Here is a 16022-nt window from a genome sequence, read left to right on the forward strand (position 1 = left end):
CTAGTGATATATTTTACAAATTAAATGACTATAGTATAATTAATATTCAAACGTTTAAATAAGGGTACAGTAAAGAAAGGGAGAGGCTAATGTTATATGTGTATGAGGGATTTTTTTTGAATCTTTGTGTATTAATTTCTTCGTTATTTGTTTATAAACAATTATTTAAAAAAGAGTTTAGTAAATATAAAACTAAAAAAGATTCTGTTTTCAAGGGATTTCTCGCGGGTGTACTTGGGATTATTTTAATGTACTTTAGTATTGATACAGGAGTAAACTCTATCATAGATTTACGGATCATTCCATTGATGCTAATTGTATTATATAGTGATTGGATTTCAGCTTTTGTAACGGTTACGCTTATCATCTTTGCTAGATTTGTAATGGGTATAAATGCTCAGTCTTTTTCTAACGTTATTTTTATCCTTTTTTCATGGCTTATTTTTCAATATATCTCTAAAAAAATGAAAAATAGATGGGTTTGTATTTTAGTTATGCTTGGATTAAGTTCTGTAATAAACACTCTATTATCGATACTCATTCCTTTGACAACGACTATAAACATTCCATTATTAGTTAATTACAGTATTATTAGTATTTTAGGTGGGCTAATTTCTGTTTATGTAATGGATTACTTAATTAAAAGCGAAGAACTATTCATGCAGCATAAAAATTTTGCCTTTACAGACCCTTTAACAGGACTCAATAATGTTCGTAGTTTTGATAGAGCATTCAATGAAGCAAAAAGAAGGCAAATGAATACCAATGAGAGTCTTTCTATTATGATTATAGATATTGATTGTTTTAAACAAGTAAACGATACTTATGGGCACTTAGAAGGGGATAAAGTACTTATAAAATTAGCCACGCTGTTAAAATCATTTCAAGGTCCAAAGGAAGTTGTTTCCCGAAATGGAGGAGAAGAATTTTCAGTCCTAGTTCACAATTGTACACTCAATGAAGCGCGAGAAAGAGCAGAAATCCTTAGGAAAATAATTGAAAACTCTTTTTTTATCATTAATAATGGTACAAAGGCAATTCAGATTAGTGTTTCCATAGGTGTAACAACTTTTTCTGATAGTACAAAAGAAATGGATAATCTTTATGATCATGCTGACCAAGCTCTTTATATAGCTAAACGAAATGGTGGAAATAAAGTGACTCTTTATTCGTGATTTTTTAAAATATCAAATTAGAAATAGTCGAATTTCAAAAAATTTGAATACGATGTGATAGTTAAAGTTCGTTAGCTTAAATTAAGATAAAATAAAAGCTAGATGATAGTATGACTACATCGATAGAACGATTCATATTTAGCACATAAAACAGATATAAAGTAAAAACTAGTCTGCGAAACGATACACTTAATTAAATGCTAATAGAAACAAAGGAGATCATTACATGGATGAATCAATAAAGATATCGGTACTTGATGATATCCGAAAGCATTTACGAGAAGAAGATAGAGAACAATTCTCATATTTAGAAGGACTAATAGAAAATAATCAGTCAAAAGCCATGCTAGAATTAGGAGATCTATGTTTAGACAATCATTTTTCAAGAACGAATCATATTGAACAAGCTGTATCCCTTTATCAACTTGCGATTAAGTATGGCAATACAGAAGCGATGAACCGCTATGGTGTGCTGTGTTTCAACACTGGAGAATATGAAACAGCTTGCGAGATGTTTCGCCTAGCAGTTAGACAAGAAAAGGACTCAACTGCATTAACTAATTTAGCGAAAATGTATTATCAAGGATTAGGTGTGAAAAAAGAGTACAATCAAGCGTTTTGCTTGTTTCATCAAGCTGCGGAACTTGGTGATAATGAAGCTATGTTTTGGCTAGGGAAATGTTATTACCAAGGACTAGGAGTAGAAAAAGATCGAATCAAAGAAATTGAGTGGTATAAAAAAGCAGCTGAATCTGGTAATACAGAAGCTTCACTGCATTTAGGACTTTTGTATAAAAGAGGAATGGGAGTGGAAAAAAACAAAGCGCAAGCTAAAAGGTGGTACGAAAAAGCGGTTAATCAGTACGAAAGAGAAGCATTAGTAGGAAGTATTGAGGCAATGAATCAAATCGCCATGATTTATTATAAGCATTTAAAGGATTACAAGGTGGCGATAAATTGGTACCTTAAGGCAAGAGAGCTAGGAGATGAAGAGGCTGGCTATTTTATAGCAGAAATATACGATGAACGATTGAACAATCTAAGTAGTGCCATTGACTGGTACGGGAAATCGGCGGAATTAGGCAATAGTGATGCCGCCTTAAGACTTGCCTTAATTTATGAAGAAGATAAAAAAGACGAAAGAAATTCTATTAAGTGGTTCGAAAAAGCCTATCAGTTAGGTTCTGCAGAAGCTTTAGAGTTCTTAGGGGATGCGTATAAGAAACAATCAAATTTTGATAAAGCAAAAGAGTGCTATGAAGAATTGATGCATCTAGAAAATCATCAAGAAGAGGGGATTCTTGCATTAGGCAACCTGCATGAAGAGAGTGCTAAGTACGAGGAATCAAAAAAATACTACGAAAAGTTGGTTGAACGAGGCAATAAAGAAGGCATGTTAGCTCTTGGAGATATGTACGCAAATGGCAAAGGCTTAAACATAGATTACCATCTAGCTATTAAATGCTACGAGAAGGCTATTGAAGCAGGAGATTACTCCATAGCGGAATCTAGAATAAGAAACGTAAAGATTTTTAATACAATCTCCAATAATGAAGGAATAGCGCAAACTGACTTATATAAACAATTCTTACCAGAAGAAAAAGAATGGATTATGACTGATTTACGAGAGTTAGATAGAAAGAATAAAGTAATAAGAGTAAAATCAGGTAGTACCTATAAGCTCTTTCTTAAATAGAATGATACGAGTGAACGAACTAGTTCGTTCGTGACAACTACTAAATGAAGCTAAAATAAACAGAAGAACAAGCCACTTAAATGAATAGTATCTTCATTTAAGTGGCTTGTTCTTCTAGTTACTTAATCTCCGCAGTATACGTCCATGTTTTTCCATCATCATCAGACTGGTAGAGGACTTGACTTCCACCGTGGTAATCACTATTTTCACCTTGTCCTATTTGGAGAAAGAGTGACTCATTTTCTCTATACGGAATTCCTGGGAAATCAAAAGGATTGGCTTCTTCAGCATCGTTTAAAGGAATTTCAACAGCTGGGAAAGTTAATTTCTCAAATGTTCGCCCCCCATCCGCTGTTCGATACAGTTCTGCATAATCAGATCCACTATGAGATAGTCCAATAAAGCCAAGATTTTTAGTGATAAACGTTATTCCTGAACTGATTCCTATTTCACCTAGAAAAGGATCAGGATTAATGGTTACCCAAGTCTCTCCTCCATCAATAGTTTGATCCAGTACATAAAAACGAGAACCTAGAGCAGCATCAGCTACTTTTAATTGGTAACCGACTGTTTCGCTTAAAAAGGCTGTTTCATCTTCATTGGTTTCATGAGTGTCTATCGCTACTTTTTCTTGTAGAGAAGAGCGTATTAAAGAGTAGTCAATGAAGCGTATCGGTGTAATGCTTGGTTCATTAGGCGTATAAATAGAAATAGTGTAACCAGTTACTTCTTCTTCAGTTGATTTTATTGGAAAAGTCATCCCACTTTTATCAAAGTAACGAATGCTGCTATCATTGTATCCCCAGTTGCGGTAACCCGTATAGTAAATACCAAGTGTTTCTTCATCCCAATCGTTAACGGTTTCTTTAATAGGCAGGTGCTTGACACCGTCAATTAGTGGCTGAAGTCTAGCTGTTTCATTAAAAGTTGACTGAGTAAATCCGTTTAAAACCACATTTATTTTCTTGCTTTTTGAACGGTCATAATCGATTAAAAAAGTTTTCTTTTCACTCTTATCATTTAACCCATATAAGAAGCTATAGAAAGAAGTGATTTCTCCCTTTTTATTGAAGGTTAATTCGAAATGATTATCGATATACAATTCTTTAGGCAAATCAATACTAGATTCTAGGTCTTCAAATAAGCCATCTAAGCCGTCTTGATACACATTATCGTGCTTGAAAAGAACCGTTCGTTTATTAACTAACTCATCAATGACGAAAGCCAATCGCCCATTTAAATGGGTCCCACTCTCGTAGATACTTTTACCTGTTGCAAGTGTAATCAAGATAAGAGAAGTCACACTTAAAAGAAAGATAAACTGACTGAATCGGTTTAGGTGATAGGAAGGTTTCTTTTCTTTAGGTTTCTTTTCGTAACGGTTTATCATATACCAGTAAAGGCAGCCAGTAAACCAGAGAAGTAAACTAAGAAAAATAATTAAAATAATAGGGACTCTCAGTCTAATACCGCCGTACTTAGCAAATAAAGATAAGTAGTAGCATCCGATTCCATAGACAATGACGACAAGAGGATTAAACACAAGTGCACGCCAATTGTAATTCTTATTAGTCAAACCAGTTCAACTCCATTTGCTGTAAAATGTATTAAAACACTAGAATAAGTCTAGCACGTCTAGTCTTTTTTACCAATGCTTGTTAAGTATTCTTAAGAAAAAGAAAGGATCTGTCTGGTGAAAAAAGAACTAGAATCAATATACATTCTCTCTTAGTTATTGGTATAATAGAATCAATAGTCAAGTTACTTGATACCGCTTTCTTTAACGGGATTAGTAAAAATTGGATAGGGGAGATCACGGTTATGAATGACAATATCTCACGGTTTTACCATGCATTTAACGAGCTTCAAGATGTGGTTGCTAAAAAGATGAACAAATCAGCAGAGACTAATTTTGGTTCGTTATTAGGAATAGCTCGACTCCAAAAAGATAAAGTGATTCTTAGTTATATGGACAGCTTAGATTTTTTTCGTGAATTTAGAAACTTATTGATTCATAAAACAATTAGTGGAGAAGAAGCAATAGCAACGCCTAGTAGTTTATTAATAGAAGAAATTGAGATGATTACTGAAAAAATTAAGCACCCTAAAAAAGTAAAAGACTTGTTTTTAAGCGAGGTTGTAACCTTTGACCAAGGCGATAAATTGAGTTTAGTTTTAAAAAAAGTAAAAGAAAAAAGTTATTCTCAGTTTCCCGTATTTAATGACAATAAACTTGTCGGTATTGTATCTGAAAATGGGATTACAAATTTTTTAGCTAATTCTATTTCTGAAGATTTGATCTCAATTAAGGATATTACAATTGAGGAAGTATTGGGTGCACATGAAGAAAAACGATTATACGAAGTAATCAATGAAAATAAATCAATCTTTGATATTGAATCTATCTTTAATAAAAGAATAAAAGAAGGCAAAACAGCGTATGTTTTACTTATTTCAAAAAATGAACACATCAAGTCCCCTACTGATATTGTCGGAATAATGACACCTTGGGATATTCCAGAAATAGTGAAAAATAAATAAGGATGTTACATTCAAAGAAAGAGGAAGAAAAAAATGACATTACAAAATAAAATCCAAAATGAAATGACTGCATTCAAAAATGAACTGTTAACAAAAGATAAACAAACGATCTATGACCATGCGTTTAAGATAACAACTTATGAAAATGCAGAAGTTTTTTTAATTCATTATCTTGATTTTTTAACAAAGAAAGAATTAGATTATTTAAATGATACAGATGAGATTCTTTTCCAATTTTACAGTTATTTTTCTGAATTAGAAAGCGGAGAAATTGATGAAGAAATGGTAAGAGAATTTTTAAACTACATTACTTAAACTAATTGTGGTTTCGCTAACAGAATAGAAACGAGCTAGATTACAAAAGGGAGAGTCTTATTTTATGGTAGAAAAGTATCCTATGACAGCAGTAGGTAAAAAAGAGCTTGAAGAAAAGTTAATGTATTTGAAAGTGGAAAAACAAAAAGAACTAACTAACGAAATTAAACAGTTGCGTAGTTTTTGCCATTCTTCAGAAGATGCAACCTTTGATGATGTGTTTAAGAAACAATCTTTATTACAAAACCAAATAGCCTTGATTGAAGATAGGCTTTATCATTCAGAATTGATTGAGCCTAAGAATGAAACATCTCCAACTGTAAGAATCGGAAGCACCGTAACCTTTATGGAGTTACCTGATGGAGAAGAAGAAAACTATACCATTGTTGGTGCGCTAGAAGTTAATCCCGCAGAGCATAAAATTTCAATAGAATCACCTATCGGAAAAAGCTTATTGGGAAGTAAAGTAAACGATGAGGTATCCATAGATATTCCTTCTGGGGAGATTAGAGTGAAAGTTGTTGGTATTGGGTAGGATTAAAGAACTATAAATATAGTTATAGAAGTAGCTTATAATGTAAGATTAATTTGCATACTGATTGTGATAGATGAATTAATATAAGATAACTTTTTACTAATTAGTTAGTATAAAGCTATCTTATTATTTTTGCTAAAATGTATGATTTCGGTTTTTAAGTTCTAAAAAATAGATCGGTAAAGGAATCAAATTCGCTCATTAATTATTCTTGTATTAAAAAAACTATCTGATAGATAATAGAGTACGTTTTTAATAGCTAGACTATTATAGAAAAGCCTAATAAATATACGTTTTTGATATAAATAACTGGTAGTTTTTATGTTACAATAAATAGGAAACGCTTTTACAAACTATATTTTTAGTGAAATTAAAGAGGTGGATTATGGAAAATAAGGTAGATTATAACAATAAAATAAAAGAAACGGTCAGTAATGCCTATCAGAACTTAGCAAAGCAATATGGTACTAATGTAGATGAAATAAATAGTCTGAATGATTGTTATGATTTATATCGTGAATTGATTGAACAAAAAGTAGACGAAACTATTTTAAGTAATATAAGAGAAATTAATAAATTACTTTATAAAAATAGAAAAGAGAATTACAGCTATTTAGAACAGGAATTTAAGAGTATTGTATTTTTTTCAAAGAATTTAAAAGTTGAAATTGTTGAAGAAGAGAGAGTGAATTTAGCTTCATATAAAGTAGGCGACTCTTTAAAAGAATTAATGCAAAAGTTTGAAGTAAACTTCAAGCAATTGTTTAATTTAGTTTTTAAATCAAAAGATCAATACTATAATGCATCTTTTGCTACAAAAGATATAGAATCTAAAATAAGGAATCTTAAGTTCCAGAAAATATTAACAAACATTGAATTCGATAATTTATTTGATATTGTTACGATTGAAAGAAAGATAAATAATAATGCTTCATCGGATTTAAATGAAGAACAAATGAGAGTTTATTTATCTCTCGTTCAGAACAATTATAACTATTTTGAAAAGAGTCAAAATTATTCAATAGATAAAGAAAATAATTTGTTGGAAATTTTATCTTATTTAGCAGATACGTCTAAAGAAGCAATTGTCAATTCTGACCAGTTTAACTCTTTTAAAAAATATATCCATGTTAAAAGACAAATAGAAAAAGAGTTTATAGATTTAATGGAGGAAAACGTTGAAAATCGTCATTCTTCACTAACACTTCTATGTGGAAATGTAGGAGATGGGAAATCACATTTATTAGCATTCTCTAAAGATAAGTATCCAGAACTATTTAGCCAAATAGACATCCACAACGATGCTACAGAAAGCATAAAACCTGAGTTAACCGCAATTGATACATTAGAAATTATATTGAAAAATTTCGATGATAATCTTATTGAAAATACGAATCAACATTTAGTTTTAGCAATTAATGTAGGTGTTTTGAATAATTTTATTCAAGAAATGAAGAAAAAAAATTTGTATCAAAAATTAACTCAATTTGTAGAAGATAGTGGCTTATTTGATTCTTCATTGAATTACGAGCATAAAAGCGAACACTTTCATCTTGTTTCTTTTCTTGATAATTCTTCTTTTGAAATTAGTTATGAAGGTTCTGAAAGTATCTATTATGATGACTTATTTAATAAAATATTTTCTGAAAATGAAAATAATCCTTTTTATAAAGCTTATTTAAAAGATAGACAAGAAAAAAAATCTGCGCAGCATAATTATAACTTTGAAATTATGTTAAACAAAAATGTGCAACAAACTATTAAATATCTTTTGATACGAACTCAGATAGAATACAAAAATATCATTTCAACAAGAGCATTATTTAATTTTATATATGATATTATTGTCCCTAGCGAAGATGCTAAAGAAAAAATAACAGGATTTCTTCCATATTTATTGTTTGAAAATAAAGAAAAATCTCCTATTTTAAACTCTATTTCTAAATTAGATCCAGTTAATATTCAAAACAATCAAATAGATCAGTTAAATATTGAACTGTACAACACGAATAACTATTTAGAAAAAGTCAAAGGTTATTTTTCTCCTGCTGAATTCGAACTAGTGAATCAAATTTTTTCAAGTATAGGATCAGAAAATATAAAAACCCACAAAAAAAATATGAGTGGCTTTTTAAGATTAAAATTTCTATTAAATTATAATCATGAGCTATTTGCAGATAAATCTTATAATACTTTTATGGAATATTTATCCTTAAGTAAAAAAGGTGAATCTATTAATCCATTAGCAGCTTTGATAAGAGATTCAGTATATATCTGGAATGGATCTCCAAAGAAGCATCATTTGTTCATTAATAGTAAACATGTCACTGCTTCAGTAGCAATTGCAGTTGAAATTATATTAAATTTTAGAGGGGTAATAGCAACAAATAATACTAATTATAATATTTTATTGAAATATGCAGAAAGTACGAATAATCAGAAAGACTACAAAATTGAAATTGATTATAAGCTATTCAAATTATTATATGCTACAAAAAAAGGATATATTTTGAAAGAATTCGATAAGAAACAAGGAATAAATTTTACTGAATTCATTGAAGAAATTATCAATAATAAACAGTCTTTATTTAAGACAATAGTCTTAGATAAAGATACTGGAGTTCTTATCGAGTTAACAAATAATGGTATAGAATATGAAATTGAGAGGGTGTAAGAGTGAACCCAGAAGTAGTTAAATTAATAGAGAAATTAAAAATTAAACACATTCAAAAAAAAATAACTTATGAACGAAATTTCGTAGGTAAATTACTACCTTTTTATACTAGAAATCCAGAAAGAGCAAAATATTCAGAGGGTTTTAAAGGAGTATTAGGAGTAGTAGCTAAAGATAGTCTCGATAAACAAAATGAATTCATGATAGATTATGATGAATATAAAAAAAATATTAGCAATAAGTTGATAGTTAATGAGGATTTAGATAAAGACAAACTCATCCAAAAACTATTTAATATAGATTCTTTGATAGCTATAAATCATCCATATGTGTTATCCTTTCAGCCATTAATAAATAGTGATAGAGAAAAAAAAGGTGAGATTGAAGTTGGCGTATTTATTAACAAGCTATTTGATTTAAGAAACAGTGAAAAATGGATAAAGTTTATTTCTTCTAAAAAAATAAAGAATGTAGTAGAAGGAATAGTTATTGATACCTTACCTATTATTCCAGAAAAAAAAGGGACGAGTAGAAATTTTATATTTTTTAACGAGAATTATTACAGAAAATTAATGAAACAAGATTTAGAACTTTTGCTAGATTACCAAGATTTTTGTATTAAGTATATTGATTTATTTTTAGGATATTATTACTTTTTTTATGTTACTCAAACGATTATAAAGATAGGGAAGAAAAAAGATAATAATGAAATAATACCAATGTATTATGCATTAGATACAGAAAAAGTTTCCGGAACAAGAGAATCTATCAGAAATGGATTTAATAAAATTAAAGAAGAAAATAAATATTTGCTAGTTAACAACGATCTACTTGATTATTTAAATATGCTCATTAATACTGAAAAATATTATTTGATTTCTGAGATACTGGATCCAATGTTTATTTATAAGGAAAAATTAACGTTAAATCTTGCGCAATTTTTAGAAGAATATCAATTTATAAAAGATAAAAATGATAATAATGATTTTAAAAATAATGATTTAGCTAGTAATGTATCATTATTGAGTAAATGGTTATTAGAAGATTTAAGTGCTGAAACTAGAAGTCGTTTCCCGTTATCAGTAGAAGAGATTGGTAAATTATATTTTTTAAGGAACAGAGGACGGTTAGGAAATGTTTTGAATGCTACGGAGGAACTGGTTCTTTTATTTACTGGACTCATAGTGGGAGAAAAGCCCAAACTTTTGAAAGATGTATTTAAAGGTTTTGAATTAAGAGGCATGTTCTTCGATCGTCTTACTAAGGGAGAAATTATTAATATGTATGAAAGAATGAATTTATTAGATAAAAAAAGTGATAGTGGGGATGCACAATATGTCAAACCAATATTATAACTTCTTAATTAAAAAGCTACTAAAATGGATGGAAACCACCTCGATAAATGCAGGAGATAGATATTATATTACTTTAAACGATCAAAGGGAAGTAAACTATTTCATCGATGCTTTTAATAATCAAAAATTAGAAAAAACTAAAGAATTTAATCTTTATTTAGAGGATATAGATTATTCAACTGTATCTTTTATGGTAAATAACTTGAAAATAGTTATTGCAAATACAGATGAAAAGGTTACCAATGATTTTTTAGTTACCTTAAGAAATAAAGTAGGCGAGCAAAAAGGTATTTGGGAAAATACAGCGTTGCTTTTTGTGTGTGATGACGTATTAGATAGTATAGTTGGTGGAGCATCGAGCTTAACTAAAACAGGGAGTCCTTTTCATCCTAATACAATGAGAAGAGATATTCGAGAAGAAATAAAAAGTACGAATCTATCAACAGTAGAAAAATTAGTTTTACAAACGATTGTAGATGAAAATTTTAAAGAAACAGAAGATATGACAAGACTTACCTTATTAGATTTTGAGTCTGTATATTCACTATTATATCAAGAAAGTTTAACTCCAGATAATTACAATCAATTAGGTTATTTTTTTGATGAGCAGATACAGACTTATCAAAGTGATGAAGATGTTATCAAAAAAAGATTAAAAGAAAATAAAGAAATCTATAGTAAAATTGAAAATTTTCATACCAGTGAAAATGTCAAAGATAGAATAACAGGTATAGTTGATGGAGAAAATCTAATTAATAAGCTATCAAAGTCAAATTGGATGGAAATTGATTACGAGTCTGTAAAGAAAGGAGAAGAGGAATTAAAAAAAGTAAAAAAAACAAAAATAAATTATCTTGAAGAGAATTTGAGTAAAGTGAATCAAGGTTTTGAAGTTTGGGATAAATCAAACGAAACAGATCTGAATAAGTCAGTAACAAAAAGAAAGCAACGAAATTTAATTATTTTTGTAAATCCTTCTCTAACAGATATCACATTTAGGCTTCCTTTTGATGATTCTGTTAAAAAAAGTTCATACACTAAAACGAATACTTATCTTTATAAAAATAATTATATGCTTAGAGAACCTGAATTTTCATATGATACAACTGGAAAAAATTTAGTTATCAGTATAAAAGATTATGATTCAGAAAGTCTTTATTTTGGGTTAATCACTTATAAACATGAAAACTTAAATCCTTTAACATTCAAATTTAGTTTTACTATTCTTCCATTTGATTCAAATCTGATAAATCAAATAAAAACAAATTATAAAATCTCAGTTAGTAAAAAGAAACAACAGATTGAAATTATAAATAATATAGAAAGTTTGATTGTTGGAAATGGAGAAATAACAGAGAGAGTGATTCTGCGTCGAAAAGGTGAGAATGTAGAATTATCATCAGATATTTCTAGTGAAATCGACTTTAAAAAGTATCAAAATGAAACAGATGAAATAAATATAGATTTTAATTTAATATACAATAATCTAGCATTGCCTATATCCATGCAAGATAATAGTCCAATAAATATTCCTAAAAGTGCAATTTCGATTGAGAAATATAGAAGAGAAAATGCAGAAGAAATGCAGTATAATTTAGGACAACTGAATCAAGGAACATCTACGTACTATCCATTTAAAAAACACAAACAATTTTTGGAATATGAAAATAAATTAATTGAAGATAATATATTCTATGCAAGTATGGAACAAAATGAGTTAACAAAAATAGATATAGAATTACCTTTAGAAGTTAAAGAAGCTTATTTAAAATTATTTGAAGTATGTAAGAATGAACAAACTCTTTTGAGTATTTGTTCTCTTAAGGATGATATTTCAGAAGCAATAAATAATATCTATAGAATAATTAGTAAAACATTGAGTGACCTTAAAGAAAATGAAAGAATAGAAGAACAGATTCGAAATATATTTAAAATTGGACAAATATACGATAAAGATAAAGATATTATTTTAGTAAGTCCAATTAACCCTATGCTGATTGTGTATAATAAAATACTAGATACAGAAATTGCATCAGAAGAATTACCTGAATCCATTATTAGCAGATTAAATTCAAAAAATTTGTTACCTTTTATTGAAGAAGAAAATAAGCTATATGAATCTTACTATGACAAAGAAATACCGAGATGGTTATTTTATAATGCGTTAGATGGGAAACAAAATAAATTATCATATAATACGCGTAATATAGTTTCTTCAAAGTTGAAAGATTTTTATAAGCATTTTAAATATCTTTTTGAAGTAACACCTGAAATAGCTTTAAATATTCAAATTATTAACATAACTGACGAAAAAGAAATTTTAATTGGTGTTATTGATTATATTTTATCGGGTATAAAAGCAGGAACGTCATTAAAGAACTTAAATACTATTAATATTTATGTGCAAACAAATCAGTCAATAAATACCTCTGACTTTAAATATTTATTTTCTATTAATAGTACATTAGAATTTGAAGAATTTTTCGGAAAAAAATTAAAAAATTACACAAACGGTCTATATAGTGAAGTTGATTTGATTGATACAATAAAGAATAAAATAAATGTATTCTACAATGCATCACAAGATCACTATTATCATATCACTTTTTATAAATTTGAAGAGACCCCTAGACAAAGTAGTTACGAAACAGATAAATTATTAATGAATTATTCACTATCAGGACTTACTAATAGTATGGTTTTTACAAAAAATGATCAAGAATATTTAACTGGTTTTGGTACAGATGGAGACCGGAATTCAAGTGATTTAATTACTTTTATGTCTTTGTGGAATAGTTTTTCATTAGCTGTAAGAAGCGAAGGAATAAACACATATCGAAGAAATGAATCAGTTGTTAATAATATACAAACTATTAATTATCAAGATTTAAAAGAAGTTTTTGATAACAGTAGTTGGGTGACATTTGTCAATCCTAATGTAGATTTAAGCTACTTTACTGATAATAATCAAGATTTATTTATTATTCATTATACGGATCAAACAAATTCACAGTCATATGAATCTATCACTATCACTAAAAAAATCTATCAGTACGAGGATGTATTAAAAGAAAATCTTTATCGTTACCATAAAGAGTATAGTGAGGATGATATTGAGAATATTATACGATCATTTAATATATTAAATGGTGAGTGGCTACTTAATATTATTGGTCAAAAAAAGAATCCTAATATTATAAGAGAAAAATTAAGTATTATATCAGCTTATAAGAATGCCCTTGCAATATTAGACTCTCCTAATTTTTATTGGATTCCAATTTCCTTAGAAGAAATTTTACGTGTATCTAGGATGGCTGGACTCGATAAAAGTTCTGATTTATTTAGTAATAAGATACTTGATTATAATGGTGCTACATCTGACGACTTACTTTTCATGGGAGTCGAAATTACGGATACAGAAGATATCAAAGTACATTTTTTACCAATAGAAGTTAAAATAGGTATGAATTACAATAATGTATTAACAAAAGCAAAAAAACAAATTAAACAAACATATAATATATTTAAAAATGAGTTAGTAGATAAAAATAAAACTTTGTTTAAGAAAAAGTTTTATAGAAACTTTTTTATTCAGATATATTTATCTAATCTTGAAAAATTTATTGATAATAGATTATGGGAAGATAAAGATTATAAACAAGTATATGAATATAGAGAAAAATTGCTGAATGATAAATTTGAAATTTCGGAAGAAATTAATGAAATTTATGGTAAAGGAATGGTTTTTTCTTTTAAAAATGAAAATCACTATAGAAGAATAGATATAGAACCTGAAAATGAAATCACAATTGTATCTTTTACAGAGACTGATGCATATTTAGATATTAAGTCACCTATAGAAAAAATTGTGAAAGATACAAAAAATAATAGAAGAAGCTTACCAAGTGATAAACTATTAAAACACCTAATGTTAGCTAATAAAAAACTGAAGGTTGAAGTTGAAGCTACCGAAAAAGTAATAGATACAGAAATTAGTGAGAGCTTATACACTAAGTCTAATGAAACTTTAGATAGCAAGATCGTTGAAGTAATAGATGATGAGCCAATTGAATCACTGGATACAGAAGCAAGTACAGAAGCAAGTACAGAAGTAAATATTGAACCTATTGAAGACTCTGATTTGGAAGACAGTAAAGAAGGAGTTGCTGAGTTTAATAAAATAGTAGATGAAAAGGTTAAAAGTGTAATGAATACAGGAAATAATAAGTTATCTGAAGCGCGTATATTAATTGGAAATATAAAAGGTTCCAATGAGAAACTTTATTGGGAATACGGTCATCCTAAATTAGCAAATCGTCATCTATTAATTAGCGGGAAATCTGGCCAAGGAAAAACATATTTTATGCAGTGTATGTTATATGAATTATCCAAACAAAAAATATCTAGTTTAGTTATTGACTATACTAATGGGTTCGTTCAAAATCAGCTTGAACAAGTTTTTGTTGATAGATTAGATGATAAATTGAAGCAATACATTGTCTATACAGATTTATTACCTATTAATCCTTTTAAAAAGCAGCAAATTGATTTAGGTACGGGCACAAAAATTGATGAGTCTACACAAGATATGGTAGATAGAACAGTACAAGTTGTTGATTTTGTATTTGATTTAGGAATTCAACAGAAACATCTATTAGGTCAAATTATAACAGATACTTATTCAATGAATGGTGAAAAATTAACCTTTACTCATATAAAAAATAGGTTAGTTGATGCTGAGGATAGTGGATCTAAAACATTACTAGGGAGGATTAGCCCCTTATTAGATAGAGATCCATTTTCATATAAAGAAGATTCTTTTAACTGGAATAATGTTTACAATGACAAGGGAGAAGTTCATATTATTCAGTTAGTAGGCTTTCAAAAAAATGTACAAAGAATTTTAACAGAATTTCTATTATGGGATTTGTATAATTTCTCTGTAAGTTTTGGAAATAAGAATAGACCATTACCTATTCTATTGGATGAGGCTCAAAATTTAAATCATAAATCAGATTCGCCGGCTACAAAAATTATGAAGGAAGGTAGAAAATTTGGATGGTCTGCATGGTTTGCTACTCAGTCGTTATCAGCTATAAAGAAAGCTGGAGGAGATTTGAGTGGCTTGTATAACGCTCAGGAGCAAATTCATTTTTTACCTACAGAAGATCAAATTTCTTATTTAGCAGGAATATTATCAAGCGATAACCAAAGTAAATCAGGTTTGGAACAAACGTTATCTGACTTACAAAAAGGACAATGTTTAGTGAGTGGACCAGCTATAGTTAATGGTGAGTTGAAAAATACTATTCAAGTCCTTGAAATATCACCTTTAGAAGAAAGATAGCTGACAAAAACTTCATAAATTCTCTATGGTATTTTGATAATTAAATCTTAATTCATACACATGATACACTACAGTATCAAAGAATAATAAACTAAGCAAAACCGATACACTAATTAGTGTATCGGTTTTGTTTATTTAATGGCATCTAACTGTTGATTTTAAAGTAATCTGAGTGCAATACACTAAAGTTGGCACAGAACTTGCATTACAATAAGTGACTGATGAAATAGATAAGAACTGAACTATCTAATTGGATTGCTTATCTTAGCCTTGATGGTTTAAAGTAGGCGCTTTGTTAGAAGTGAGGAACTTATTAAGAAGTAGATTCAAAAAACGAAAAAGAGGCCACTTAATTTTGTTGATTGCATCTAAATCAGTAAAAGG

At 28.8% G+C, this 16022-nt stretch carries 9 protein-coding genes; 8 read left to right on the plus strand and 1 reads right to left on the minus strand.

Annotated elements, in window-relative coordinates; all coding sequences use genetic code 11:
* Positions 1-89 precede the first annotated feature (89 nt).
* Both ACMHYH_RS02100 and ACMHYH_RS02105 read left to right on the plus strand, forming a co-directional pair.
* Complete coding sequence (locus tag ACMHYH_RS02100) at positions 90-1175, plus strand: GGDEF domain-containing protein (RefSeq protein WP_414839751.1); 1086 nt, start codon at positions 90-92, stop codon at positions 1173-1175.
* 226 nt (positions 1176-1401) lie between these two features.
* Complete coding sequence (locus tag ACMHYH_RS02105) at positions 1402-2871, plus strand: hypothetical protein (RefSeq protein WP_414839752.1); 1470 nt, start codon at positions 1402-1404, stop codon at positions 2869-2871.
* A 118-nt stretch (positions 2872-2989) separates the two neighbouring features.
* Here ACMHYH_RS02105 and ACMHYH_RS02110 read toward each other — a convergent pair whose 3' ends face one another.
* The gene (locus ACMHYH_RS02110; protein ID WP_414839753.1) at positions 2990-4447 is read right to left on the minus strand and encodes a WD40/YVTN/BNR-like repeat-containing protein; all 1458 of its coding nucleotides are present in this window, start codon (positions 4445-4447) and stop codon (positions 2990-2992) included.
* 245 nt (positions 4448-4692) lie between these two features.
* Here ACMHYH_RS02110 and ACMHYH_RS02115 point away from each other — a divergent pair, with 245 nt between their 5' ends.
* From ACMHYH_RS02115 to ACMHYH_RS02140, 6 genes are all read left to right on the plus strand, one after another.
* Positions 4693-5412: a CBS domain-containing protein gene (locus ACMHYH_RS02115; RefSeq protein ID WP_414839754.1), complete on the plus strand. Its 720-nt coding sequence runs from the start codon at positions 4693-4695 to the stop codon at positions 5410-5412.
* A 33-nt stretch (positions 5413-5445) separates the two neighbouring features.
* Positions 5446-5727 (plus strand): hypothetical protein, encoded by a 282-nt coding sequence (locus ACMHYH_RS02120; protein WP_414839755.1) that lies wholly within the window; start codon positions 5446-5448, stop codon positions 5725-5727.
* Positions 5728-5791: 64 nt separating this feature from the next.
* The gene (greA, locus tag ACMHYH_RS02125; RefSeq protein ID WP_414839756.1) at positions 5792-6262 is read left to right on the plus strand and encodes a transcription elongation factor GreA; all 471 of its coding nucleotides are present in this window, start codon (positions 5792-5794) and stop codon (positions 6260-6262) included.
* A 385-nt stretch (positions 6263-6647) separates the two neighbouring features.
* A complete protein-coding gene (dptF, locus tag ACMHYH_RS02130) occupies positions 6648-8936 on the plus strand; it encodes a DNA phosphorothioation-dependent restriction protein DptF (protein ID WP_414839757.1) in 2289 nt (762 codons plus the stop codon).
* 2 nt (positions 8937-8938) lie between these two features.
* Positions 8939-10291: a DNA phosphorothioation-dependent restriction protein DptG gene (dptG, locus tag ACMHYH_RS02135; protein ID WP_414839758.1), complete on the plus strand. Its 1353-nt coding sequence runs from the start codon at positions 8939-8941 to the stop codon at positions 10289-10291.
* A complete protein-coding gene (locus ACMHYH_RS02140) occupies positions 10272-15638 on the plus strand; it encodes a helicase HerA domain-containing protein (RefSeq protein ID WP_414839759.1) in 5367 nt (1788 codons plus the stop codon). The genes dptG and ACMHYH_RS02140 overlap by 20 nt, the downstream gene beginning before the upstream one ends.
* The last annotated feature ends 384 nt before the right edge of the window (positions 15639-16022 follow it).

It is taken from the genome of Carnobacterium sp. TMP28 (genome assembly GCF_047553015.1).
Classification (GTDB): Bacteria; Bacillota; Bacilli; order Lactobacillales; family Carnobacteriaceae; genus Carnobacterium_A.

Excerpts from the sequence above, each read along its gene's own strand:
- ACMHYH_RS02105 (WP_414839752.1), top strand. The coding sequence starts at position 1,402 with ATGGATGAATCAATAAAGATATCGGTACTTGATGATATCCGAAAGCAT.
- greA (WP_414839756.1), top strand. The coding sequence starts at position 5,792 with ATGGTAGAAAAGTATCCTATGACAGCAGTAGGTAAAAAAGAGCTTGAA.
- ACMHYH_RS02120 (WP_414839755.1), top strand. The coding sequence starts at position 5,446 with ATGACATTACAAAATAAAATCCAAAATGAAATGACTGCATTCAAAAAT.
- ACMHYH_RS02115 (WP_414839754.1), top strand. The coding sequence starts at position 4,693 with ATGAATGACAATATCTCACGGTTTTACCATGCATTTAACGAGCTTCAA.
- ACMHYH_RS02100 (WP_414839751.1), top strand. The coding sequence starts at position 90 with ATGTTATATGTGTATGAGGGATTTTTTTTGAATCTTTGTGTATTAATT.
- ACMHYH_RS02140 (WP_414839759.1), top strand. The coding sequence starts at position 10,272 with ATGTCAAACCAATATTATAACTTCTTAATTAAAAAGCTACTAAAATGG.
- dptF (WP_414839757.1), top strand. The coding sequence starts at position 6,648 with ATGGAAAATAAGGTAGATTATAACAATAAAATAAAAGAAACGGTCAGT.